We start from the raw sequence: 26238 nt of genomic DNA, 5'->3' as shown, positions 1-26238 counted from the left end.
TCTCTTAGTTCGATCCTATATTCCTTAGAATTTCTCAGTGTCTTGTCATAGTTCGTCTTCTTAATTTGTTTATAAGATTGTATCCATACTGAGGCTATTCTTCATGGCATAACACCTTAATTCTTTCCGCCATAGCCCTTATAAGTAGCGTAAACTGCATCTGCATATTGATCTGCCAGAATAGGACGGCCGTAAGAATCCGTAGCTCCCGGATACCAGTTATCTCCACCGTTGTAGTGTAATAATCCGTTGTAGATATTTCCAAACTTCGTAATCTTCTCATTTAAAATCAACGCACCCAGATATACCTGATCTTGTTCACTGCTATGATTATACGCACGGCCAAATTTTGAGCTGAATTGAGATAAATACGCATTGCGTGTGTTTGGTTCTACCTGCATCAATCCGTCGCCGGCCGATGGACTACCTGGTAAACCTGCTCCAAAGCTGCTTTCCTTTTTGATAACAGCACTTAGCAATAAAGCAAAATCTCCGCCTTTCCCATAGGCATTGTCCGCATTCATGACATATGTCCATATATGGCTCGGAACCTCGGCAGGCTTTGTTACTATAGGAGATGGTGAACCCGTATAAATCTTGACCGATGACATTTTGTCATTGATCGTGTTGCCAACCCAGGAAGAATCTGAAGTAAAGGTCCACTTTGTTCCTCCAAAATTATCATTCTCATATACTTCAACCGTCCAACCGCTTGGAACCTTAAGAGACGACATCCAGTCATTCGGAATTCCGTTTGCGTTCAACTGAGACAGTGTATAATTGCCTATCCCGAGTGTCACTGCTTTTCCTCCATAGTTTATATCTGCATAGAATGTTACTCCATTCGTTGTCGGTGGTGGGGTTGGTGGCGTAGTTCCGTCGCTACCGCCTTTCTGCCATAAAGCGGGAACATTGGACGGTTCCCAACCTACGAGAGAAGTATGTGCCTGAAGACAAGTATAAGTGCTTCCACTATAGGTTACTGTGTCATTTACTGCATATGCGGTATTTGGAGCCCATGCTCCTCTAGCGGCTGCGTTTACTGACGGTAAGGCTGCACAGAATGTGAATAGAAATACTGCTAAAATTACCAAAAGTGATAAGCGCTTAAAAGGAAACCTTTTATTAGTCATTTTCAAACCTCCTTGTTTTTTTATTTATCTGTAGCGCTCCCATGAGACATGCCACAGGTTTTAAATGTGCTATGATCTTACTTTATTTCCGTTTTTTTAAGTTAATTCCATAATTTTTTTAATCAGATTATTACAATTCAAACAATACAACGGCATGAAAAGCGACCGGCAGACTGCACCTGATCATTAGAAACGGCAGCGGACGTTTACCAATACGTCCAAACTTATAAGGAGTAATATCCGGAAGTCCGCATTACTGCCGATCCTGAGATAACGAATTTACTTAAACAACGACAAGGCGGCTCCTTACGAGGAGCCGCCTCTATTTTTTGTATGGGTTTTAAATTCCTTGATTTTCAACACTCCCGTCTGAGGATTTTTTTGCAAAGCGCACGCCTACTCTAATTTGTTCTGGCTGATCGACTTTTTCTATGAGATCCAAATCATAGAACATAAATTGATCGATTTCGTTTGTGTAATAGAAGCCTTCCCTTATAGATTCCAAAGACTCCTTGTTCAGATTCTCTTCAAACGTTTCTTTGTTGTTCTCCACAACCGATTCAAGATTGTTCCTTAATTTGGAGATAATGTTGTCGTCAAAGAAGCTGCCTTTATATTTGTCAAAGTCAATAGAGACGCCTTTCTTAAAATCGGCCGCTGTTATGTCCTTAATTGCTTCTTTCTCGTCTGGTTCGATCAGACTTTCTGTGTTTGTTGGTGTATTGTTGGTTGAAGGTGCTGGGCTTGTTGTGTTGGAAGGTGCTTCGCTATTGGAAAGAGTGCCAGTGCCATCTGATTTCCCGCATGCAGAAAGAAGTAATGCCCCGATTAAACATAAAGATAAAATACCGCGAGAGAGATTCTTCATTAGGTTGAATCCTCCTTGTAATTTTCGGTATATATGTAAGAGGGAAAGGGAGAAAAAAGTTGCCTTTACATTGCGAAACGATATGCATCATCAGCAAGTAACAGACCTATTAACGTGGGAGCAACCGGGGGTGTTTACAACATGGTTGCAGCTACACCTTCTTCTTGTTAAGGACGGGGTTTCCCCGTCCTTTTTTTCTGTGTAGCGTACATAATAGCCGATCGCTCAGGGAGATCAGGATAGGCCAATTACATACAACCGTATTCTTTTTTATTCTGACGAATAGCTGTTTTTAATGTACTTTGATGAAATGTTCTAACCAGCAGATTCATCGTCTTATCAAGCTGAGCCCAACGCTTCTAAAGTGCCAGGTTATTTTGATTTAAATTAACTAAATTTCTAAAGTATAGGAAGATCGAGCGAAGTGAAGGATTCCACAATTAGTAATTTCATTTGTATTCGTTGGGTGGCCTTCCGCTGCGCTCCAGTTTACTCCCATGGGCTTCGACATAGCCTTTCCTGAACAACAGTGTGCAACATCCCACATGCACTATATCTCCTTAGGATTAACTCTGTCGCACGTATTTTCCTGAACCTTTGTACTTATTGGTCTTTGTACTCCAGGTGAATATTCCCTCTGCCAGATCCCAGCCGCCTTCGATTCTATGATTCTTCCAGTACTGATGTACTTTACCCTTTGAATCAATGTAAACTCCCAGATCTCCCATCAATTGAAGAGTTTTACTCAAGCTCCCATGCTGAAGTCGATATACAGGTCATCGGTTTTGACGATCTTAACCACTTCATTAGGATACTTTTCAGCAAGGATATCCTTAGGTTTCCTTGCTGCAGCAGATACACTACCCGTAAACGAAAAGAAAACTGCCAAGCTCAGCAATAATGCCGTTGTAGAGAATTTGCCTTTCATAAATATGCCCTCATTTCTAGTGTTAACATATCTCTGTTGATATTAACGTAATTTCACCTTTTCCACATGCTCAGCCCGAATCTTCGAATCAGTGATGTTCGACTCAAGCAAGGATTGATAGATCTTCTGAATATCAGCTTCCTTTAGAACGGTATCCACCTTCTCCGCTTGAATCCGATTCATTTTGCGCTGAATATATTCGGACAGTTCGACATCGTACACAATCAGTTCGTCCGATTGGATTTTTCTTAGTTCCGGATCTACGCTGAATCTACAGCGCATTGTAAAAGAAACCAAAGAAATGTAACGGCTCTTTTGGTAGTCAGGGAGCAAACTTTTGATTGCTTGAATATGGCCGTAATTTTGCATAAAGGGATTATACATTTAAAACCGGTTACTAACTGTCCATGACTTATTCTCTCTTGTTCCCTTAATCTCTCCCGTGTAGTTCTTCGTCTCGATGACAAACAATCCTTGTGGCGTGATCACTACATGGTCGATCTGCGAATAGCCCGTTCGGGACTTCGAATTCGTGACCATTAAATCATTTGGTCTAGTTGAATATTAATCTTATGCTCACCCAGCTCACCAATTCGAGTAGGCTGAACCTTGGGTTTGGCGTTGTTTCCTGATGTTTTGGCTTTATTCGTATGTTGAGCCGGCTTTTTCTTTGGCATATCAGAGGATTTGAACAAGGATTTTAATTTTTCAAACATAAGAGAGCTCCGTTCTTCATGTAATGGTGATTAACTCTGTTCAGCAGATAATCTTGCTACAGTTGAGCAAGTCCTAGAAACATTAGTGATTTTTCATATATGGATAACGTGATCACCTACCGCCATCTTATAAGCCGTATATTAATAGGTCAACCAAAAACCAGTATCTTCCATCAATACTAAAATACTCTATTAATACGGCTTAAAAAGGACGCATTTCAGTACTCTGTAAATTTTTTAAGAATCGATGCTACTCCCCCAACGCTAGATTCGTAAGAATTAATTACTAACTACGTATTTCTGTTTAATTTAGCTTATCTTTCTAATCCTACTATAAAGTTATTGACCAATGGTGTATTATGCATTAAATTACTTATATACGTCATTTTCCTGAATATGGAATTTGAATCTGGAGGGGGATATCCTTGATACCTACAGACACAACGATAAGTACGGAACTATTACGTTACCTGAAGAAGGAAAATCTCAGCATTTCCTCTTTTGCAAATAAATCGAGGATTAATTCAGGAACTCTCAGCCGATTCATAAAAGGGCAACAGCCCCTTTCCGTCTCCAACCTGGATTTAATTACTGAGGCCATGAATTTGGAAGAGGGATATTTTTATTCCTTATATGCGAATGAATGTATCATTCAATCATCTCCAAATTGGAGACGACTTGGCCCATTTATCATGCGTTGTTCCGAACTAGACAAACTCAAATGCTTAGATCACGTTATTGGTATGATGATGGATAATTTAACTTATTCTTCTTTGCTCTTTGATAGCGCAGAAGCGCTATATCGTAAGGGAGATCGAGAAGCAGCCCTGATCATATACAAGAAGGTTGCCGAGAGTGAAAAATACCAACATTCCGAGAGATTAGGCATGTGTCAATATAGAATATTTACATGCTCCTTAAACTCGGATCAGGAACATAACTTAGACTGTACAATACAGTTTGAAGCATACGTTCAGCGCCTTCCTGAAGTAGTACAATTGGACGCTCTAGAAGATCTAACAAATACTCTACTTTCCCTCCAAAAATGGGATAAAGCTAAATACTATGCCCGGGAAATGGGGAGAATTTCGAGATTTCTTTATAACGCACAAAATCATAACAAATCTAAAAATAAGAAGAACAATTCAACTCCTAAAAAACCTTTATTCGGTTATATCCTATACTCTGATTTGCTACTAGGCTCAATAGCAGCAGAAAAATCTAATTATAATGAAGCTTTATTCTATGTTTCCTGTTACGAAGATCAAGCTTGGATCAAAGAATCAGATAAAGTTTCCGAAGATATTAAGAAAAAATTCATCAGGTGGGCCAAAGGAAATCGCTATCTATATCAAGTAATGAATGGAGACTTTCAAGTAATCGACGAGTATATTGAGTATATTTCTTCTCTTGAAAATGAAATATTAAGGGCTCTTTTTAGAATTATACACGCAGCTATTGTACATCATTGGAACATTGATAAGTATCTAGAACAATATGAGAGTGTTATAAGAGAGCATTATGAGCAGGGATGCGTGGTAGGAAGTTATAACCAACAAATAATAAATGATCGCTTTGCCATCTTCCTCGCCGAAATTGGTGAATATTATATAAATCAAGGAAATATCCATAAGGGCACAGGATTTATATTGGATAGTTTAAATGTTTCGTATAAAATTAATAATACAGCTAATATAGTAAAATGCTGCTCGACAATCGAACATATTCGGCATGAGATCGATCAATCAGATCTCCGAAGATACTCCCAATTGATGAAGGAGGTTTATAATCGTAATGAGAAAAAAGTTGATGGATATTGCGTGCATTCTTAGTTTCATATGTGCATTTGTATTCACTAACAATATCACTATCCCTGCCAATGAGGATCAATTAATCCCCCCCTCTCCTCCTCACATAATTACTACAAATAGTCATGGTGAGGGTGGTGGGTGGTAATTATTTCGTAGTAATAACAAACATGTAAGGTGAATTAGGCAACAGAAGATAATTCCTATAATCTTGAACCATGACCCACAGATAGGGTCATGGTTCAAGATTTTTTTTCAAAATGTGAGATAAGAAAAAACAACTCCAGTGAAACAGTAAAGTGCGTTGGTGTGACAATGTAGAGTTCTCAACATCACTTCATATATCAGATAAGTTGAATTTAGAGAATCAAATGATTAGGTAAATAAGAAAATTTATGAGTTTGGGATTGAGTAAGATCGTAAATATGGCTGTCAAGTTAGCTCAGATCAATCTTGATACACGAAGAATTGTTTGTTAAGATATTAACAAACATATGTTCTTATTTTTAGAGTTGTGGCTAAGCAGGAGATCATGACTTTTGCAAAATTTCAACAGAAATTTGATACAAAACAAGTATGCCATATGCATCTGTTTCAACTTAAATGGCCAGCTGGATTTTGCTGTCTAAATTATCTTTATTACGATTATTTCCAGATTAATACATTAATACTCCCCTTATTACAGTCTACAAGCTGCGTTGCCGCCTTAAACTGGCTGACTATTTTTCCATTAATGTATGATGTGTTACTTAATAATCAGTATGGTCGTCCAGATACTAGTCAGTGTGGCGGGTTATCTCTATACACTCCATAACTCATATGTAGAAACATAACAAGATCTTCGGCATACTTCAGCAGCTACCTTACTCATTAATGAAAGATCATAAAATACCGGTCTTTTATTTCTTTTCCTTCAATTTTTAATAATTCAATCCTTTCTCTCATTTCTCTACCTACAATTTCAAGAATTAAACTTTTTCCTGAACCATTTTTCCCAACAATAGCTGTAATATCTGAAATGCTTTTTCCATAGAAGTTTTTAAAATACTTCGGATTGTTTTTAATCAAAATTTTATTATAAGCTTTATCGTACTCAACTATATACTCACTGGAAAAGTTGAAGAATATATCTCTAAAAATATCACCTTGTGATTCTACATACATATAAAGTAACTTCATATTTTTTTGTTTCCTTTCACTATCCCCAACTCTTTACCAATATCTGAGATCATTTTGGACAACGGCCTTTTTCCATAGTTCTCAGAGTCAACATATGCTCCTATGATAAGTTGTTCAAGTTCTTGTTTTGAAGCGAATACCCCTCCAAATTCTCGAAATAATTGTACCTGATACTCTTCAGTATAAATCTCTTTTTTTATTAATAATTCTTGAACCACATCTTTATGAATCTGATACAATTCCTCAAGTTCTAATATTTCTATCCTTTTTATCCAATATTTTGTTTAAACCTAAATCAATTAATATATGTAGCTTTGACAAATCAGATAAGTATTCAACTCCTTTAATGTCATAACTAAAAGTGAGCATGTCATCTATTTCAATAGTGTTATCATAAGGAGAATAAGAAAAATCCTTAGTACCCTTTTTATGGTTACAACTACCACAGACGGGAACTAAATTATAAAATGATACTGATAGAATAGGATAATCGCTCTTATTAATAAAATGATCTAATTGACAACTTGTTTTCCTTGAACTGCTGTTAATAAAGTTTCGATTACAATAGGGACAAACCGTTACTCCAAGGTCCCGAACAAAAGCAAGCCGATCTATATTACACTGGTACACTGTTTTTAACAAATAGTTCTTTAAGCCATCTGTCATTTTGATTTTATTAGTATCAATATAGTCTCTAATGGAAAGCAATTTTGTTAGATCGGCTGTTACGATCTTCTCAAAAGAAGCTATCAACTTTTCATTTTTTTCATCAGGAAAAAGATGGTCAATATCTAAATTTATATCGCACCAATTATTCACATTTTTAATGTAACTACCTTGGCACCTTCCCCTCAATTTTTCAAAGTAGTTTTTTACTATCTGTTGTCGAATATTAACATCTTTTTTCATGAAATTTAGTTGGATCAATACTATGCACCACTTTTTCTGTAATTATTTCCATATTAATGACATACAACAAAACTGAACTGTATATAACTCAGTTCAGTTTTGTAATATTTATTGTACTCAACTCGCATTCGAACTCATAGCATACTCTTCAAGTCGTGCAATAATCCCCGCCTCTCCAGAACTTCTCGGATAAATTGGTTCATACGACAAATGGTCTTTAATACCATACGTTAGGGCATGGGAGATACATGCCGTAACCACAATTGATAAATCGGAATTTCTAGCATATGCCGTCGTTTGATCTGTAGCACGATCACTCGTACAAACATTAACTGTAATAAGGGAATTTCGTTTCATTATTTGGTCAGCCGCGCGATTAGCTGCCTTTTCTCTACAGGAAAAAATGGTGATTTTCATATTTTGCAATTTTTGTAGTGGATCGCTGTTATCTTGTACAATATCCTGAACCTGTTTACGAAGGAGTTCCAATACGTCATAATTACCAGATACCTCTTCACCAAGTAGAATCAGATAATCTCTCAATGAATCCATATCTTTTTCAAACTTGTCATATAGCCTACCAACCCACTCATCCCAAACGGGCTTGATTTCCATTCCCGGAACGCCATAGTCCTGAAATAACTCCATACAGTCAAATATAGAAGATAGCAAACGTAGAATCGGCTGAAATGTTAGCCATTCTTTCATGTAGCGCCACTGTGTGTCAGCTTCTCCCGGTTTCTTAAGTAAAAGACCATCCAAAAGCTTAATTAAGCCCTGTAACGTCTCCTCGTTCTTACTGGAAAATATACGCATTGCTTCAGCTAAGTTTTCGTAGAGATCAACATCATCAATTCTTGGAAAATCACGGTATTGAACAATGAATTGAACAAAAGGTAGAAGAGCACGTGCTAGTATTGATCTTTTTATAGACTCAGGCTCTTCAACAATCCAATCAATAAAATAATCATTGACTCGCAGTGCTGACGTAGGTGTCCAATCTATATCCTTATTTTGAATCTGCTCATACCAATCTGCTAAGAACTGATAGTCATTTTGGGCAGAATGCAATAAACCAAAATATGTGTCCCAATCCTTTGGTATTAATTTATCTTCAACTTCTGCCCATTCTTCTACCCCAAAATTTTTATTTTTGGATGCCAGATCTTGAACCTGATGTACAAGACGACATCTGGATAAGAGATCTGGACAAGGAATATCTGCAGATTGACTAAGAACTGGCACTAAAGTGCTAAAATACTCTCTAGATGCATATTTTCTCCACGTCACTGTCAGATCTTCAAATAAACTTCGATATTGATCTTTTGGTAAGCCTAAATTAAGTAGTGTATGCAACCAAACTGACGAGATTTTCATCTCTTCTGAGGTCCCCTGCATATGAGAAAGAAATATTCGATGAAGTTCTCCATACGTATCTTTTAATTCTTCGCGTGGCCATTGTGTATCTTCAGAAAAGAATCGCAACAAGTATAACATTGACAAGTTCAATGTATCTTGTGTGGTCTTACTGCCATCTTTCAAAAAATTCTTAAACTTATCCATTTCAGCGGAATTATCTAGAAATCCATCTCTATGCCATTCCACTGCCCCACGTCTCGCTAGCATTGTTGCTTGATTGAGATCAAAATCCTCTATCTTATCAAACCATTCATTCCATGATCCCGGAAGCGTAGCACTAACATTAGATTCCTGTATATTAGATTTTTTATCATTTGAAGGATATAAATACTCGAAACAGGTGCGCAAATGTCTGGTAGTTAGTATTGATTTCCAATCTATTATTGTTGTTGACTGCGATATTGAATCCACTACTTGTTTATCTATGGTCAGATCTTGTAGTTCATAGGCACATATTAACAATAACTGAATCTGTTCTTTGGACAAAGGCAACTGCACAGCTAATTTAAATGCTTCTTCATATCTACTATTATCCGCTAGACTTTTTGCTTCCTCTAAAGTAGATACCACCACTTCTAATGTTTCTATTATAGAAGTTGGACCGTTTGTTAATGATCGAAGTAGCGGTTCAATTGCTTGTCCAGAAGCCAATGACAATATTTCATTACGCAATTCATACATTGGTTCCTCTGACATGATCGAGCGTAACATGAAACACATTAAAACATGAGGATGTGTTAGGGAACCGCGTACTCGAAACAATGATTGATACACCGGCCAAATCTCTTCACTAAAGACTTTTTTCATACTCTCAGAATCTGATTCTATCGTCTTCAGATACTCCGAGTACACCGCACGTATGATCCCTTCAGTTACTCTTGCCGGTCGTGGCGATTTTAATAAATCTTCCATTTGTGGATGAATCAAAATTTCTTTCCAACAATTTAATCTTGATAACATTTCAATTCGCATAAACAATGCATTACGAGGATCAATTAAGTTATGACGTTCTAGAATTACTATTTGTGCTTCAGCAAGACCATGTTCACCAGCCTGTAAAGCTAGCTCAAAAGTTCTTAATAACGGACTTGGGTCAGTCGGTATACTTACTCCGCGTTCTGGTCGTTCTCGGAGAAGACGAAATAAATCTAGAACCTTCTGCCCAATGGCCTTATCGTTTCCACGAAATTTAAAAAAATGTCCATTAGTAAAATTTCTAACATTTTCATCTTGAATATGATTAAAATTATCTACTTGATAAAAATCCATACTACTGTATGTGGTTCCAACAAAAGAACGAATCACTTCTCGCACTTGTGTAAATGAGTTTTCGTTAAAAGCGATTGCAAACCATGTGAATGATTTATCTTGCTCCATGTAAGGCAATACTGTAAATGAAGGATACTTTCCTTCTAATCTAGCTAAATATGGTTTAAATTTGTCTCCATAGTCCCCTGTATTAATTTTGTCCCATATGAGCAAATTAGGTAATGCATAAAATCGATTTAGAAAATCCTGAACTATCTGAGATAACATCTATTCTCCCCCCTTCCCCCATGATCGTCCCCATACAATTCTGTTCTCCGAAACTTCAGACGGGTCAACCGTATATTGGACAAACTCTTCAAGTGTAGTAATTCCGTTATTAGTAAAGTTCATTGATCCACTCAAAAAGTAACTGTCTCCTAACAACCCTTTACGATGAAGAACAGCATTTTGATGAAGGTTATTCCATGGTTTGGTAGTCTTGCTCTTAATATTATCTATGAATTGCTGATTTGATTTAACGGGGCGTGTTTCAAGAAAAAATTCAGTTCCCCTCTCCATTAACTCCACAATGACATCAGTAAAAGTAATGTTTTTCCGAGCCCATTCTGGATTAAGTAACATGAATTCATTGGCTCTATTATTGATGACTGGAATATCTGAAATCCATGGTGAAGCAAGGAAGAGCCAACGGCTCGGCCTAATTAGTTCGGCGACGAGGATGTTTTGTAATAAATCCGGTATCTCTCGAGAAGCAGCATTGGTATATATATATCGTGTCATAAAAGTGCCTCCCGAATTTCAAAATGAATGATAAACATTCCATTATCTCTCGTAATTCCTTCTACTCGAGGGTAGGAATGTAAAAAGCCTAGGTCAAGAGGTTCTGCAGTAAGACTTAGAATAATATCATTGATTTCTAGTTTGTTATCCTGCGGAACAAGCAACTGAACAGATCCATATGAGATAAGAAATTCTATCATCTGATCTCTCCAATTAGGTGCACAATATTCGACGCGTTTATGGAGTTTCACTGTATTCAACAATAATTCACGATCCGTCGGAATCGGAGACGTAAATGGATTGTATGACTCTAATGCCCTACGACGAATTTGTGAACCTCTTGGCCAAATCATGCCGTAAATCACATTAAATCGCCAATTAACATCATCAGATGCACGAGGATCAATGTGATCAAGTGCTGATATTAAATTTGCGGACTTCCCACTATCTACACTAGCGACATAAGCAAAGACACGAGCATCCATTTCGATACCAAGTCTACTTTCTTCTCTCTCCCATAATTGTAATAACTCGAACATAAAACAATCAGTTTGTTGATTACTTCCAGGTCTTAGCAGACGATTAAATAGTCCATTCATCACAGGATGTGTCACTAATATTCCAGAACGCTCCATAACTTTCTTAATTCCCTCTACCGCTTTAGTAGTTTCCTTATATCCATTAGCGTTACGGAACTCGTAAAGTTGACTTTGAAGTTCTTCATTTATCTGTGTTTCTTTGAGTATACGTGACAACTCACTATGAACAATTTCGGCATCACACGGTGTAAGAGAACTTTCTATTAATCTGAAAAACCTCCGAGGATCTCTTTTATACTGCTTAATAATCTCCTCGATAATGCCACTCCCACCCTCAATTGTTTCCGTAACCCAGATCTCTTGATCTTTATCCAACCAACTTCCGTCATCTTGTCTTTGAGGTCCACCACCAATATCGAGAAGCAATTCACCATTACGATGAGGACCAGCAATTTCTAAACATGCTGCCAATATTGCTTCACCTAACGTAGCGATCCAACGCTTTTTAGCCCATTTTTTCCAGTCTTCTGTTTCCTCTGACCAAAGAATAACCGCTAATGATTTTAATCTTTCGCCTACTAATGGGATCTCGAATAAAGCTTTTAACTTGAGATGAGTCCGCTGATAGTGAGCCTCCTCTTCAATATCAGAGATCTCTTCCTTTTCTAATACTTGAAAAATAATATGCATCACATTATTCATTATCTTTGGAAAATCATTTGAATGAATATAGTCACAAGCTTCTGTTAAAGAGAGATCATTGATTAGTGCAATTTGTAACAAAGCAGACAGGTAGATCTCCGCCATACGCTCCAGCACAAACATGTTCCCTTGTTCCATTAAGCATGGATCATTCATAACAGAATGCTGAAAATACATTGTCCGAAATGATCGAAGTTTCGCAGTATTTAAATCAGCAGATGAAATAATAGTATCTGGAATATTCATCAATTCGAAGCGAATACCATCAACTTGTTGGACAAATCCTAAAGCCGCCGCTTTTCCAGGCTCTAAACCAAATCGAATAGAAAGTTGCACCGGATCCGATTGAGTAACTAATCTTACAGATGCTTCCGAACCGATAGCAAACCTTCTTACTGTAACAGCGCTAAATGTATCATGTGTAAAAAAACGAATATCCTTTAAAAGAGATGACCAATACAGTCCTGTAGGAACTTCTACATCTCTACCGTATTCGCCATCATCAGAGGGTGTTTTTTCTTCATTTTCAATAAATGCTTGTACAGACGGAAAAATCTGAGACTTCCAAACCAAATGAGCATTAGATTTAGTATCAACATTAAAATTAGATTGTGCAGGTTTCAATTTCCACGGTCGGATTACTGGCAGTTCAACAACACTACCGTCTTTGTTAATATATGAAAATATGCCAAGAATTCGATATTCGTCTTCATTACAAAATGTTGAGATCATTAACTCTGATGACTCTCCAGTTTCACTCGGTTTAAGCGTAGGTGGGGCAATCCAATGACTTTCTCTACTATGATCGATTCCAAACCTTCTAGATACACGTCCTGGCGCAAAAGTATTCAACGCCTGTAGAATATCCATTGATTGATCTTCAACTTTATCAGAAGGCAGAACAATGCTGACCTCTGGCAGGCTAAGTTCACTGAATAACGTCGATGGCACAAACTCTGGTAGTGGATGATTAGATATGTGTGTCTCTTTAGCGCGAGAATCTCCTACTACCCCCCAATTCGTTTCTAACCGCCTAAGCAGCGTTGGAAGAACCTCTAACATAAGTGAACGAGGAGGATCCCATAAAATAGCTCTAGCATCTTGCTGGGATATACTCAATGCTTTCCGAATATAAGTTTCCATTCTAGCCCGCAATGAGCTATCATCTATCACTTTCTTAATTAATTTACGTGTTTCTCCCCGTGGTTTTTGATACTGATCTTGATGGCTTTGATCAAGAGGTTGTGCAAACATTTGCCACAGGCTTCCTACCTTAATTTTTTCCTGCCTTAATTCATAAGCGATCCAATCCATAAAAGCAAAAACAACTTGAATCCGCAACACATAACGATTCATAATTGGTAACTCTTGTCTCTCTAGAACAGGTTGAAACAGTGTTTCATAACTTTGATACATGTATCTATCTCGGCCAAAGTCAGATAAGACAGTGACCATCCATGGACGCATATCTGGGCCCCGACCAGCACGTCCTTTTCTCTGTACAAATGAAGCCAAATCACGTGGGGCTTTGTGCTGAATAACTGCTCCAACTAATTTATCGTTGAAACCCACTTCAAGTGAGGGAGAAGCTACAATAACTTCCGCTTTTGGATCCACACCTGTGTCCTGTGAACTGGTCCTTCCAACAATTAAAGATTGGGCCAAGTCGTGACCGATATCTTCAGCAAATAACCATGATTGGCCATTCTGCATTCGTTGTTTTGTCTCATCATTATTATGACTCCGTAAAGCAGCAAGTGGATCTCGGTCAAGTTTTATTGGATAATTGTTCTGATTGCTATCTCTAGCTTCAACATCAAGAAGTGTGTGAAATAGTCTATTGGTAACATCCAAGTCGTCCGTAAATAAAAACAATTTTGAACCAAATGTAGTCCCATTCCCATCTGGTGGTGTTCTATCTAACATTCGACGCAGTAGCATAGCTGTCTGAATTGTTGTTGAGAGCAACGAAGTACCCGATGCCGGATCTCCACGTAGTAACAACTGGTACTCCTTTCCCTTTTCTTCAGAATCACCATATGATGAATCAATTTCAGCAACTTTGGAGCGTGCCAGCCCTGTTAACTGGCTAAAAAAGTCACCTGAATCCCGCAATGTTGCGGATAAGCCAACAAATTGAAGCGGCACTCCACCTAGAGCATGCTGCCATCTGCGTAATAATAGTGCAACTTGTGCACCGTGGGTTCCAGTATAGGTATGAACCTCATCAAGTAACACAATTCGAGGAGGTTGAGATGTACCAATTCCAATAAGCGAACCATAATTATGATCACTCATATAACGATTCATCATTTCCGTTGTTGTAAATAAAATATCTGGTGGGTTTCTTCGCATTTTGTTTCGGGTTAACGGTAAAACTTCACCCTCAATAACAGTATTACATTCCCTCTTAACACAAATTAGTCGTTCGAGATTACTATCATGATCTGACTTACTCCAAATTAGATCACTTTTGCAACCAGGGCATTTCAGGAATGGACAGACATAGCCTTGCGCTGTCATTTTCCATTTACTTTTTACCTGATTTTGATTAGTAGGTGTGTCTCCAAAAACTGCACCGATTGAGATAGGACGTTCCAAAGATTTCATTTTATTTAATTCGAGAACCTCTTTAAAAGTGTCCATAAACTGATCTTTTAAAAGTTCATTTCTTGGATATAAAGCAACTGCTTTTATCCAATTTGTAATATCAATGCGCGCAGCAATCCACGTTAAAGCTGGCAAATAAAACGACAATGTCTTACCAGTCCCGGTGCCAGCTGTCACGATAAAGCCTCGAGATTGTTCATCTTGAAGATCTTTAAACATTTGAAGAGCAGCTTCTTGCTGAAAGTCAGACAACTTATAATCAGAGCCCTTGCCTTCCAAGAAATAACGAAGCACATCAACCTCTAATGAATTTAATAATCCTTTAGTGGTGTCGATTAGTGATTGGGCTTTGATATGTCTTTTGGGATAAATACGCAACCTCTCCTGAAAACGAAAATCGGCAACCAAAGTTGGAGAGGATTGCCATGCCTTTGTAGGAAACCACTGCCGCAAACGTGCGATTAATCTAACCGTTTCCGCCATGCGCGTTCGCCATACCTCACCATCTCTAGATGGCAACATCGAGATATGCAAGTCTTCAAGCAATGCATTTATTAATTCCTCTGCTGAGAGATCATGAATCTCATGCCTCTCAATAAAAGATTCGGCCAAACTTGTCAATTCTTCATCAGTGAAATATCCTTCCACATATCCCCAAGAAAGATATTTAGCTTCTTCTGCTTCCAACTCATTCAAGAATAATTGCTTCCAGTCCATCTTAGGTCCCCTCAATTCAATACATCATACTATAAGCAGTTAACGCTTAAATCCGAATAGTGCAATCATTATAAATCCCATGTTCATTAAGCCATTTCAATACATCTTCCGTTAAAATTGACAAAGGTGCTCCCGTCGAACTTCCTGCCAACCTGAGAAATTCTAGTATGTTCGGAGGAAAATTCCCTTGACCAAACTTAATCCAAAGTTGATGTAGCACTTTACTCACTTCTCTTAATTTTTCAATTTCGGCACTATCATTCGGTAATTTACTCTTATGAAATCGTAATGAATCCATATGTTGTTCTATAAGTTCAGTTTCCCGTTTGAAAGCAGGCACTCTCTTAAATATACTTAAAGTATCTTGCTGTATATTGGGCATTAAACTTTCGATATATAGTTTCCATTCTTGCAATAACTCTTGGCCAACTGATGTCACAGTAGTACTAATGACCTTTATAAATGCATGGAAAGATGTCTTCTCCAAAACCACCTGCGGATTCTCAATAAATAATTGCGCCTTATCGTTTGCTATTACTTCTACAGGGCTAAGCATCTCTGTTAATTCTGGACAAGGTATCCCAGCATCTCGCATTAACAAGTATTTAGACCGAATCTTTGCTAATTCGATAAGAGCATTACGAAGTTCACCCTGACGTGTTTTATACAATTGAATCTGTTCTTTATTTTTTTCTAATAGCTTTTTTTTCTCTACTAACTCAATGAATGTTGCCGCTTTTACAGCAAGCATTTTCCCATCTCCTTTAAAAAGATTTAAAAGCTAATTCAACTAAATCCAAATCATTTTGTATATCATTTCTAATTGTTTCGAGTTCCAGTACTGCTTCATTGCCTTGTAGGTGAACCAGATCATTTTCAACTTTTTTAGTAGACTGCTCTAAAAATTTTTCTATTATTGTTAAGCTATTCGTAATATCTGTTATATGTTTTGTAGCCAATTTACCTAAAGAAACTGCCAGTTCTAAACCATGTTTTTTTTCATTATCACTAATAATTCGGACTATGTTACTAATTGATCTAGCTTCTAGAGTAGCAGTAGCCGCCTGAATTTCATGTTGATCTCCTCGTAATGTTGCAGATGAAACAGCAGTTTTTAGTGCTTCGTTGACTTGCATAGCAGTTGCCTTTCCGTCTAACGTATCCCCAAAGGTCTCCTTCATTTTTTCCGTCCACTTCAATTTATCTTGATGCTCAGACTCCATCACCTGGCATACTTGCATGCGTAACATATCCGAGCATTTAATTAATTTATCAAATGCACCCACCTTATCATCTGGAGGTAAGGTTAAATTACTCAAATTCAAATTCATAACATGATTATAAACTATTGAAGCATCCACCATTCTCACACGATTTCTGGTTTCACCTTTAATGATAGACAACCTTGCTAGCGCTATACTTTTTATTTCTTCTCTATGAAGGAGTAATAATTCAAATAATTTAATCCACTCTGATGTCCTTACGCCACTTGGTAAAGCGATAGGGTTAAAAAGAACTTCAGTTATGCCTTCAGGAGAATTATTCTTAACTCCCCCCCCCATTGCGGCAGTTATTGCAAGCACATCTAAAGCCAGTGGAAGAGGGTCGAATGCTTCATTATTTAAAGGAATTTGACGCATCTGCTTTATTAGCATGGAACACCATTGCTCAAGATAACGGGCAGAGTAACGTAAAAATTCAGATCCTTTGTTAAATTCCCAGTGCTTATAGTATTGATGGTAGATCAACCCTTGAAGAGTAAGTGCTGTATCTTTTCGTTCATTTTCCCTACATGGTAAATTCAAACGAATTTGACCTAACGCTTGCTTTTGCTGTGTAGATTGAGATTCAAAATTTATACTTCGTTTTGACCATAGGCCGTTATCTTGGAACCATTTCTGATTTATTTGCTCAAAATCCCAGTTAATATAATCATTAACTGCCTCAAACAAAATATCACGCATAAATTGTGAATGACTTTGACTTAAAGAACCCCCGTTAGCCCATTGATCTAGGATCTGTATACGTTCCATCAAGGATTGCGGTAATTCATCATCAAGCGACCTTGAGGTAGACTCAATTTCATTTTTTAAATTTTGCTTATTCTCTGGAGAGTGCTCTCTTATTGAAAACTGATCTTTTGACGTATAATCAATAACTAATTCTCCGTTTGCTTGTTGACTAGTTGCTGCCTCTTGCAAGAAAACTCTTCGATCATGTAAAGGTGGAAGGTTGAATGCTTCATGAATAAAAGGATGAAAATCAACTACATCGTATTCTTCTGTCCACAATTCAATTAAAGCTAATCGTCGGTCATAATGAACTGGATCAAGGCGTTCTATTTCCTTTTGGGCTATTACGGAAAGTCGATTTATGGATTTGCCACCAAAATGGTCGAACAACGCCGGTGATGGAAATTGTCCTTCACATATTGGTTCTGCGTAATTCTCTAAAATATAACGCAATACTTTTCCTATTAAGAGACGAGGATTGAAATTCTCCTCTGAGGTTCCTCTTTTGTACATTATTTGAAGTGCCTTTTTGTTAAAAGGATATAATCCAATCCCATCTGTTTGTCCGAATGCTTCGTGACATGATTCAACAAAAGAACAGTCCTCACATGCAGACCTCAACGGTTTAGTATTCTCTTTATCTAAAGCCCACTGCCTAATTTCTTGCTCAGGAGTACGCAAAGCATTTAGATATTTAGCAGAAAATCTCTCTATCTCTTCTGGGGGCACTAAATCTTCTCCAACATCAAGCGTCACCCTAAAGGAGATTCTTGTTAGGACAGTATCTTCAAACCTTTGGAAATATCCAGTTGTACAGCCAAGAGCAACGCGCATATTACATAGTTTGTCTTTTTCCTCTTCATCTTCTAATGTTTTGGTATCATTATTTTTAGCGGATGTGTAGATAAGCGCATCAAGTAGTTGATAATCAATGCCTTGTAGTACAGTGAAATCTTCTATGAGTAAAATAAGTTCAATATTTTTGGCTGCTAATTCAATACGTATCTGATTCATGATTTTTACCAAATCGGTACTAGACAAGCTAAGCATTGTAGAAATCGCTTGATCCAAATTTCGATTGATCCATTCAACTGCCTCTTGCTGTAGTTGATAATCTGCTACAAGTTCACTATAAACATACTGAGCATCTTCGCTTGCACGGTTAATATATGTCAGATTTATTGGTAAATCCTGAATAGTGAATTCTCGACGTTCATTTAAGCGGCCTCCGTTACCACCAACAATATGTTCCGCCAACTGATGGATAATCCCATCTTCTTTAAACCACTCGTGAATGAATGCTGGATCGCGGAATAGATGAGGTAAATTTTCCATGAGAAACAGTTCAGCATCACTTAAGCGTTCAACCACATGGTTACCATTCTTACCGATGGCAAGAGTAATGTTGTTATGTAATATTTCTTTTGCTTGTTCGGACGTTATATTACCTACTGAATGTCGGACACGTTGCCGATATTCTTCAAACAATGGATCTTCGAGATCTTCCAATATCATAAGGATGATTTCTTTAAGGTTTGTTAACCTTGGAATAAGCAGGACCTTACGTCCTCTTTTATCTATCTTTGCATGTAACCAGCGAATAAGATGTGATTTCCCTGTTCCTGATTCTCCAAGAATGGGAACAAAAACTTGATCTTTTCCAGATGTAAAGTTATTTAAGAAAGTTGTCTCATCGTAAGATGCACCTTTGTCGTGAACTTTTGGGCTTGCCGTCTGTTTATACATCTTAATTGGATGGTGAGTAGCAAGAAATAAGTGCTGCTGAACATGTAGCGCATCCTTATCCATAACTTTATATACTTGCTCTGTCTGCCAACACAACAATGGCTTCAAATCTCTTCCTCCTATCCATTCCATGTTATTTCAGAATAACGATATTTTTTCTCTTGTGCCGTTAAAACGTAAACGTCTGCATCCGATTTCATCTTCAAATCAACAATGCCTTCGTCCTGCAACCTCAGCCAAGCATAAGAGGTTGACTGTGATAAGTGATTCTGAAGCAGTTCTTCTGTTCCATATATGTCATTCATTTTTCTCCGATAACTACCATGCTCAAATACCGGGCATAACTTTGCCAATCTATGAACAATCGTATCTATAAGATGAGTTTGACTGTCATGAAATAGTTCAGGTAGAAAGTATCTAATTACTTTTGTAGGGTCTGGTATCAGTTGTTTCAATATACGAGTAGTAAAACCTAAATACAGAGACCAATCTTCAAACTGACCATAACGAGCATCACTAGAACATTCCATTTTGTCGTTTAATTGCTTTAATAGTGCTTCTTCAACTTCTTTCCAATTACCAGGTGCTCGATATGGGTTCTGTGACAAGTACCATGCAATGATTCTTCCTAAATCATCATTTTGCCCTTCCTCTGGAACTAATGCTCTTTTTCTAATGGTATGTGGCAGAAGCATAGCTATTTGGGAAGATATTGATCCCTTTGGAATCGTTGTATCGGTTATTTCCAAGAAGTTATTCTCTTGCTGAATAAGTCCAAATGAAATCATCTCAGGGATTGTTTTCCCAATAAAATCCGTTTCACTACGCTCCAGATTTTGAGAAGCAAAAACAGATGGCATAATCATCTTCTTAAGTGCATCAATCTCTAATCGTTGTCCATTCATTTGAGCCATCAGTGCATAAATGGCATATATACGTGCTGGAGAAGCTTCTGGTGTTTTAATTAAACTCATATTCCGACCTCCTGCTTAAAAACTTCATACTGATAAAATCGTATATTCGAGGTATTCTGCAACAACGTTTCAGGACGTATTGGATTCGCCATTGTACTAGAAACTATAAAGATAACAGGATTTTCTTTGGTAGTTGGATGCTCCATCCAACGAAAAACATTTACTGAATCTTCTGGTTGTTCATTAATAACCAATGTAGGTATTTGCCACTTTACACGTGCACGACGTGAATGTTCACCTAAAGAAGATGTAAAGAATATATGTCGTTGTGACAATGCTTCATGTTCCTTTATCCATTGAATCCATTTTGAATCTGCAACAATATGCCGGATTCCTTGATGTAGAAACCATTGAATTGTCCTAAACATATTTTGTTTTTCTCGCCTACTGTAAGCATTTTGCATACTTCCTTTTGCTTCCCTAAACAATAACAACTGATGTCGGACAGGATCTAAGTACTTTTCAAGTAATTCTGTTGTAGTATTTTCAGCAGGCCATTGAAGGGGGTACGATGTGCCAGGAACTCCTCTAGGAAGTTTGTTCGTTCTTCGACATGCTGGACATCCTCCACAAGCTGGTACAGCAACAACAGAATTTTTTGTGTATATTCCTTCAGAATGATCGTTAATAGAATAGAGATCTTTCAACACATCAGAAACACATTCTTCACCTTTCAGTAACCTATTAATAAGATCGAACTCTTCTCTATCATTCCCCCTGCTCGACCTCCTATATTTCTCCACCTCATTCCAGAAACTTTCTTCTTGATGATGGTGTTTTAGAATCCGTACAACTCGTGTAATATTATCATTTGAATCTGAAATCTGTCCCCTTACTCCCCAATCAAATTCAATTATCCCCATACGCGACATCATTGTTAGAATACGTAGGTTCCACTGTTCATTATAATCATTTCTACCATTAATTCTTTTAGAGCGCTTACCAATCGGGAATAGAAAAGTATCTATTTGCCCTGGAAGTTGCTGTTTTCGTGCAAACATCCGGTCCCAACGAAGACGCCCTTTTTCTACTCCAATCAGTTGAGCAGCACTCATTCTTCTTCCGCGACTAACATCTTCTTCATCATAAATAAGAAGAGAAAGGCATGCCTTCCCATCTCGCCCACCACGACCTACCTCTTGATAAAAACGGTCTATGCTTTCAGGAATACAGACATGGATGACGGCACGAACTTCCGCTTGGTCAACACCAAGTCCAAACGCTGATGTAGCAACAATAATATCCAACTGCCTTTTGCTCCATAATTGAATAATTGCTTCTCTATCATCTTGTCCCGTATTTCCATGAAAAACACGAATTCGTTTGTACCCATCCGCCAGAATTGCTGAGTATATTTCTTCGGCATCCTTAACTTCGGTGGTATAAACGATAAGAGGACGTGGTAGACTTCGGATTGCCTCCAACATCTTATTAATTTTCTCCGTTCTGCTTGAACACTTTCTCATCCAATAAGCCGGTTCTGGTCGAAGAGTTACCGATGAGAACATCTTAAGTTGTACCGGACTACCGAATAGAATTTGTAATGTTTCCAAACAATCTTCGGTCACAGTTGCAGAAAGTAGTAACGTACGGAATGGAGTAACTGAATGACGCAACATCATTTTACGCCATCCTGCAAGTTCTTGAAAAGCAGGACGAAACCCCTCACCCCAGCCAGAAACAATATGCGCTTCATCAATGACTAACATCTTGAAATAACCACGCTCAGCAGCAATCTGCAACGAATAATCTAAAGATTCAAGAACACTTTCTGGAGAGGCAAATACGATACGCTGCGTTCCATTCATTATCGATTCTTGAATTTCTTTATTTTCTCTTTGACGTGAACTACTGGAAAAATATGCAGATGGCCGATTAATCAGTGGCATTAATGCACGTTCCTGATCCAAAGCTAGTGCAACGGTTGGAACTACGACGACCGTAACGCCTTCTTGTCTTGAGAACAGGAGCGCTGGCAATTGTCCACACAAACTTTTTCCAGTTCCAGTAGGAAGGTTTAATAATATTGTTGCATCTTGAGGTGAAGTAAGCACAGTGCGCACTGCAGCACGCTGTGCATTACATCTGTAATTCAGTCTATTTACTTCCTTTAAAAATGGATCTCCTTCTACTTCCTTCATTTGATTACGTGGTTTCAATGCAAAAAGTGGTCTTTCAGGACCTTCTTTATCGGCCTGTGGGAGCCAATTAGGCAACCAAGTCTCAGCACACAATAAATACGAATCCCGAACTTCATCCAATATAACTATTCCAACTAATTTATACATTAATTCATTTGGCCAATTGGCTCTGCGAGGGACACGCAGAAATATGCGTTCCCCTCCACTTCTTTCAGATTCATAACGTAAAACGCCCCGAATCAGTGCTGCTAAATCCATCCCAATGGCACCACTCTGAATTGCTTCAACAAATCTACCAATAAAAGGATTGCTTGGTTTAAAGATTAAGTTTTCATTTAGAATCCATTCCTGCAATTCATCAAATTCATTCAAAATGTGGTTCCTCCTCTTCGCACTGACTTCAACAAGTCCCTTCCTGATAAAATTATAAATCCTGCCGAATCCAACTGAACTTTGGGTTGCTTTATACCCTGGACTAGAGCCTCATACTGCTCCTCGTCAAATACATCATATGTTACCGAATCACCTTCGAAAAGTTTTCTCATCTCCACTTGAACTTTTAAATAATTGAAATGGTTGATTGCAACTTCTGCTTTTGTTCTGCATTTTTCAATAAACTTAGGATCCTCATTTAAATATTGGCGTGACTGGGATGAAATCAAATCACATACTTTTTGCCATTGCTTTGTTGTAAAAATGTCACGTATTACTTTTAATCTATCTTTTATTATACTCGTATCCGTTCCACCGTCTTCCACATCACAATAGGGCCTAGCCAGCAAGTATTCAAGTTCGTCATCTACTCTATTGCCTTGATAATCAAGTATAACTTCGACATAAGTAGGCTCGAAGAACTTATCCAATAGTCGTTGATATACTTTTGAATCCACTTGGAGACCCCTTACCTCCAATAGATTTAATAACGGTTTAAGATCCCCCTCTACAATGTAATGGAGGCGAAATCCTAACCAATCTGTATCTTGTGTCCAAGACTTTACTTTTCTCCAAAATGCATAAGTTTGACCTCGATCATCCTTACGTAAATATTCACTAAGAATATCAAAGAATGGATCACCAAGACGAAACAATTTGTAGTTGTTGTTTTTAATCACAATTTCGCGATCAAAGCAACCTGGTCTTTCCATCTGCTCGTTAAGAGCAACCAAGTGTTGCGTAGGTAAAAGCGTGCCAAAAGCGGGCTTGTAGATAATTCGGCCTTCTTTTTCAATTTTTTTAAATCTCATAGCTTCACATACCCAAGGCTCAAGTGATTGCTGTATTCTCTCTGGGTTGCTTTCGTGAAGAACTAACTGATCAAAGAAACCATTTGCCTGTTGCTCATGAGCATCGATTTCATCAATAATCTGTTGTTCAGCAATCCGCACTTTCTCATCATGAATTTTAACCCTCATTCCCTCTATGCTTTTTTCTAACCCTGGTAACCCATCAATATAAAGATCGCGTAAAACGTCGGGTAGGATAGCATCAATGAAAAATTGCAAAGATGATATTGAATCGTTATAAATATTTAGGCCTTCTTTCAAAAATTGATGCCATCCCCACTGATAATTGACCTCTGCATCTGGGCCAGTTAGAACTGATATTCGAAATGGCTTATTACGACCTATACGATCAAGTCGTCCAATTCGCTGTTCCAGTTGATTTGGAGCAAACGGCAGGTCATAATGAATCATTTCATCTGCAAACTGAAAATTACGACCTATTTCACCAGTTTTATCACATACGAGTATCTGACACTCGCTATTATCACGAAAATTAGTTGTAACTAACTCAATTTGCTCTCTATTCAATCCCATATAATATCCGCCTACTGCCTCATCACCAAACGTTTCTTTCAGAAACTGAGTAACCTGCTTACAGACACGAGTATGTTGAGTGAATACTATAATTTTTTGAGGGGACATTTTTTTTTGTTGTGCCCGTGTTTGAGTATGTTGAATCATTGTCGCTAGTAATTGATTTTTATCCCCCATTTCACTAGGGTAAGCAAATACTCTCAATAGGCGATCCAACATTTCTGATTCTCCCTCAAAATGCGGAGTCTCAACAATATACTGCAAATTAATTTTACTGAAGATTTCAGACATATCTTCTATCAGTTTTTGTTCTTTACGAATTTTAACTAGATCACGAAGCAAATTTTCATCGGTGCATACTGCTTCAAGAAAAGACCTCCAAATACTAAGCCGAGGGGAAGTGACTGCACTTTCATCCTCCCATACCTCCCTCTCTGCTGCCCACGATTCTATACGATAATCATCCAAAATAAGATGAAGTTCTTCCGTTCTCTCATCCAGATCCCACTCTTCCATAACCGATAGCTCTCCCCTGTGATGTTGAAACAAGGATGTAGCATTATCCCTTCGATTACGAAGCATCCGACGATGTAAGCGATAGGTTTCTGATATATGTATCCGTATCCGGCGTATCAATTCCTTCCTTTTTTCTTCATACTTTGAATCCAAATTAATTTCCAATTCGTCTAATAATGACAGTAGTAATTTATCTTCACTAAAGAGAATTCGGAAATTTCCAATTCGTCGCTGGATTAAGAACGGTTTCGTCTCCTCTCGGAATGACAAGAGACTTTTACCTACCTCTTGTCGCTTATCTAGCTTATACCTAAAAGCATCAATGTCCTCTAAGCGGTGTTGCTCAGGAGCCAAAATATGCAGCATAGACAAGAACTCCCATTCATTGTTTAGCACTGGAGTAGCAGATAACAAAAGCAATGTTTTGGCACTATGACATATACTCTTTAAAATGTCATATTGTTTTTGTTCAACAGGGTCCTTAGAGAAGGCCATTCTTGCTAGTTCATGTGCCTCGTCTACAATAATAATGTCTGGTATGTTGTTGTATTTATTATCAATAGATTCTAGCCCAGCAAAATGAATTCGCTCAGGGAATTGATCAATTAAACAACGCTGTGTTAATTCTTCTTCCCACTGAGTTAACAAATATTTAGGAGCCAAAATGATTGCTTGATGATTTGGATGATCCAATAGCTTCTGACGAAGAATTACTCCTGCTTCGATAGTTTTGCCCATTCCGACCTCATCTGCAAGTAAGTATCGAGGAACAGGATCCTCTAAGACGCGTCGAATCACCTCAACTTGATGAGGAAGTATTTCAATGCCCGAGGAGATCAGTCCCGTCATTCCGCCAGCTACTGCTCGCTGTTCTATTAGCATCTGTAAAAATGAATTGCGTCTCTGATAAAAAAAAGATGTCTCCTGCCCTAGAATTGACAACACTTCCATAGGATTAGTAGTAGAATCAGCACATCGGACAAAAAGATCCTTTTGAGAAATATAACGAGAATATGTATCTGGAAAATCTACTTCATACTCGTCATCAAGTTTGCGAAGAGCCCTTCCCATCTTCCACTCGTCTTTTTCCACATCATAGTAGTAACATCTCGACTGGTGTTCCAATACTACCGATTTAATATCAAGTATAGAGAACCAGTCACTCGTTTGTTTATTAATTGAATGAAAATAAGTTACCTCAACTGTTTTCTTGTCTGCTGAGATGGTTGATAAACTTCCAATTCCCATTGAGTTAGAAGTGACTGTAACAAATGAACCTACATAGATTCTAGACATTGAACTCCTCCAAGTAGAAATTGAACTCTAGTAAGTACTGACGATCTGATTAAAAAAATAAGACCCTACAAAAGTAGGGTCTCTCTAAGTCCAAATTATAGTTTAATATATTTCAAGTGCCACTACGCCCTTATTGTTAGTATAATCATACCAAATACC

At 37.8% G+C, this 26238-nt stretch carries 18 protein-coding genes; 1 reads left to right on the top strand and 17 read right to left on the bottom strand.

Annotated features, from left to right (window positions below):
* Positions 1-116 precede the first annotated feature (116 nt).
* The 6 genes from PGL02S_RS11595 to PGL02S_RS28755 all read right to left on the bottom strand — a co-directional run bounded on the left by PGL02S_RS11595 (position 117) and on the right by PGL02S_RS28755 (position 3645).
* Positions 117-1133, bottom strand: a complete 1017-nt coding sequence (locus tag PGL02S_RS11595; RefSeq protein WP_036640813.1) for a carbohydrate-binding protein — start codon at positions 1131-1133, stop codon at positions 117-119.
* A 340-nt stretch (positions 1134-1473) separates the two neighbouring features.
* Positions 1474-2001, bottom strand: a complete 528-nt coding sequence (locus PGL02S_RS11590; protein ID WP_036640814.1) for a hypothetical protein — start codon at positions 1999-2001, stop codon at positions 1474-1476.
* Positions 2002-2746: 745 nt separating this feature from the next.
* Positions 2747-2929 carry a hypothetical protein gene (locus PGL02S_RS11585; RefSeq protein ID WP_006208358.1) on the bottom strand — a complete coding sequence of 61 codons (183 nt, stop codon included), beginning with the start codon at positions 2927-2929 and terminating at the stop codon, positions 2747-2749.
* Positions 2930-2971: 42 nt separating this feature from the next.
* Positions 2972-3211 carry a hypothetical protein gene (locus PGL02S_RS28765; RefSeq protein ID WP_234972789.1) on the bottom strand — a complete coding sequence of 80 codons (240 nt, stop codon included), beginning with the start codon at positions 3209-3211 and terminating at the stop codon, positions 2972-2974.
* Positions 3212-3313: 102 nt separating this feature from the next.
* Positions 3314-3469 carry a nuclease-related domain-containing protein gene (locus tag PGL02S_RS28760; RefSeq protein WP_234972788.1) on the bottom strand — a complete coding sequence of 52 codons (156 nt, stop codon included), beginning with the start codon at positions 3467-3469 and terminating at the stop codon, positions 3314-3316.
* On the bottom strand, positions 3469-3645 hold the full coding sequence (locus PGL02S_RS28755; protein WP_235187397.1) for a hypothetical protein: 177 nt from the start codon (positions 3643-3645) through the stop codon (positions 3469-3471). The genes PGL02S_RS28760 and PGL02S_RS28755 overlap by 1 nt, the downstream gene beginning before the upstream one ends.
* 425 nt (positions 3646-4070) lie before the next feature.
* Between PGL02S_RS28755 and PGL02S_RS11575 the strand changes: the two genes are divergently transcribed.
* Positions 4071-5477: a helix-turn-helix domain-containing protein gene (locus PGL02S_RS11575; RefSeq protein ID WP_006208354.1), complete on the top strand. Its 1407-nt coding sequence runs from the start codon at positions 4071-4073 to the stop codon at positions 5475-5477.
* Positions 5478-6323: 846 nt separating this feature from the next.
* Here PGL02S_RS11575 and PGL02S_RS11570 read toward each other — a convergent pair.
* From PGL02S_RS11570 to dpdE, 11 genes are all read right to left on the bottom strand, one after another.
* Positions 6324-6632 (bottom strand): ATP-binding cassette domain-containing protein, encoded by a 309-nt coding sequence (locus PGL02S_RS11570; RefSeq protein WP_006208353.1) that lies wholly within the window; start codon positions 6630-6632, stop codon positions 6324-6326.
* Complete coding sequence (locus PGL02S_RS11565) at positions 6629-6850, bottom strand: hypothetical protein (protein ID WP_155984611.1); 222 nt, start codon at positions 6848-6850, stop codon at positions 6629-6631. Before PGL02S_RS11565 ends, PGL02S_RS11570 begins: the two co-directional genes overlap by 4 nt.
* A gap of 25 nt (positions 6851-6875) precedes the next feature.
* A complete protein-coding gene (locus PGL02S_RS11560; RefSeq protein WP_155984612.1) occupies positions 6876-7541 on the bottom strand; it encodes an HNH endonuclease in 666 nt (221 codons plus the stop codon).
* Positions 7542-7658: 117 nt separating this feature from the next.
* Positions 7659-10496: a hypothetical protein gene (locus PGL02S_RS11555; RefSeq protein ID WP_036640818.1), complete on the bottom strand. Its 2838-nt coding sequence runs from the start codon at positions 10494-10496 to the stop codon at positions 7659-7661.
* A complete protein-coding gene (gene dpdK, locus PGL02S_RS11550) occupies positions 10497-11009 on the bottom strand; it encodes a phospholipase D-like domain-containing protein DpdK (protein ID WP_036640819.1) in 513 nt (170 codons plus the stop codon).
* Positions 11006-15577 (bottom strand): protein DpdJ, encoded by a 4572-nt coding sequence (gene dpdJ / locus PGL02S_RS11545; protein ID WP_036640820.1) that lies wholly within the window; start codon positions 15575-15577, stop codon positions 11006-11008. Before dpdJ ends, dpdK begins: the two co-directional genes overlap by 4 nt.
* 46 nt (positions 15578-15623) lie before the next feature.
* Positions 15624-16328, bottom strand: coding sequence for a hypothetical protein (locus tag PGL02S_RS11540; protein WP_006208349.1), 705 nt, complete (start codon positions 16326-16328; stop codon positions 15624-15626).
* A gap of 13 nt (positions 16329-16341) precedes the next feature.
* Positions 16342-19443, bottom strand: coding sequence for a protein DpdH (gene dpdH, locus PGL02S_RS11535; protein WP_036640821.1), 3102 nt, complete (start codon positions 19441-19443; stop codon positions 16342-16344).
* An 11-nt stretch (positions 19444-19454) separates the two neighbouring features.
* Positions 19455-20309, bottom strand: coding sequence for a protein DpdG (dpdG, locus tag PGL02S_RS11530; RefSeq protein WP_006208347.1), 855 nt, complete (start codon positions 20307-20309; stop codon positions 19455-19457).
* Positions 20306-22822: a protein DpdF gene (gene dpdF / locus PGL02S_RS11525; protein ID WP_051449223.1), complete on the bottom strand. Its 2517-nt coding sequence runs from the start codon at positions 22820-22822 to the stop codon at positions 20306-20308. The genes dpdG and dpdF overlap by 4 nt, the downstream gene beginning before the upstream one ends.
* Positions 22819-26079, bottom strand: coding sequence for a protein DpdE (gene dpdE, locus PGL02S_RS11520; RefSeq protein WP_036640822.1), 3261 nt, complete (start codon positions 26077-26079; stop codon positions 22819-22821). The genes dpdF and dpdE overlap by 4 nt, the downstream gene beginning before the upstream one ends.
* Between the last annotated feature and the right edge of the window lie 159 nt (positions 26080-26238).

The organism is Paenibacillus glucanolyticus NBRC 15330 (assembly GCF_004000885.1).
GTDB classification, from domain to species: Bacteria; Bacillota; Bacilli; order Paenibacillales; family Paenibacillaceae; genus Paenibacillus_AQ; species Paenibacillus_AQ glucanolyticus.
Note: the sequence above shows the minus strand (reverse complement) of the source record. Positions and strands in the feature narration are given on the sequence as shown.

Excerpts from the sequence above, each read along its gene's own strand:
- dpdJ (WP_036640820.1), bottom strand. The coding sequence starts at position 15,577 with ATGGACTGGAAGCAATTATTCTTGAATGAGTTGGAAGCAGAAGAAGCT.
- dpdE (WP_036640822.1), bottom strand. The coding sequence starts at position 26,079 with ATGTCTAGAATCTATGTAGGTTCATTTGTTACAGTCACTTCTAACTCA.
- PGL02S_RS11560 (WP_155984612.1), bottom strand. The coding sequence starts at position 7,541 with ATGAAAAAAGATGTTAATATTCGACAACAGATAGTAAAAAACTACTTT.
- PGL02S_RS11540 (WP_006208349.1), bottom strand. The coding sequence starts at position 16,328 with ATGCTTGCTGTAAAAGCGGCAACATTCATTGAGTTAGTAGAGAAAAAA.
- dpdG (WP_006208347.1), bottom strand. The coding sequence starts at position 20,309 with ATGAGTTTAATTAAAACACCAGAAGCTTCTCCAGCACGTATATATGCC.
- PGL02S_RS11555 (WP_036640818.1), bottom strand. The coding sequence starts at position 10,496 with ATGTTATCTCAGATAGTTCAGGATTTTCTAAATCGATTTTATGCATTA.
- PGL02S_RS28765 (WP_234972789.1), bottom strand. The coding sequence starts at position 3,211 with ATGCGCTGTAGATTCAGCGTAGATCCGGAACTAAGAAAAATCCAATCG.
- PGL02S_RS28755 (WP_235187397.1), bottom strand. The coding sequence starts at position 3,645 with ATGTTTGAAAAATTAAAATCCTTGTTCAAATCCTCTGATATGCCAAAG.
- PGL02S_RS28760 (WP_234972788.1), bottom strand. The coding sequence starts at position 3,469 with ATGGTCACGAATTCGAAGTCCCGAACGGGCTATTCGCAGATCGACCAT.
- PGL02S_RS11590 (WP_036640814.1), bottom strand. The coding sequence starts at position 2,001 with ATGAAGAATCTCTCTCGCGGTATTTTATCTTTATGTTTAATCGGGGCA.
- PGL02S_RS11585 (WP_006208358.1), bottom strand. The coding sequence starts at position 2,929 with ATGAAAGGCAAATTCTCTACAACGGCATTATTGCTGAGCTTGGCAGTT.
- PGL02S_RS11570 (WP_006208353.1), bottom strand. The coding sequence starts at position 6,632 with ATGAAGTTACTTTATATGTATGTAGAATCACAAGGTGATATTTTTAGA.
- PGL02S_RS11595 (WP_036640813.1), bottom strand. The coding sequence starts at position 1,133 with ATGACTAATAAAAGGTTTCCTTTTAAGCGCTTATCACTTTTGGTAATT.
- dpdK (WP_036640819.1), bottom strand. The coding sequence starts at position 11,009 with ATGACACGATATATATATACCAATGCTGCTTCTCGAGAGATACCGGAT.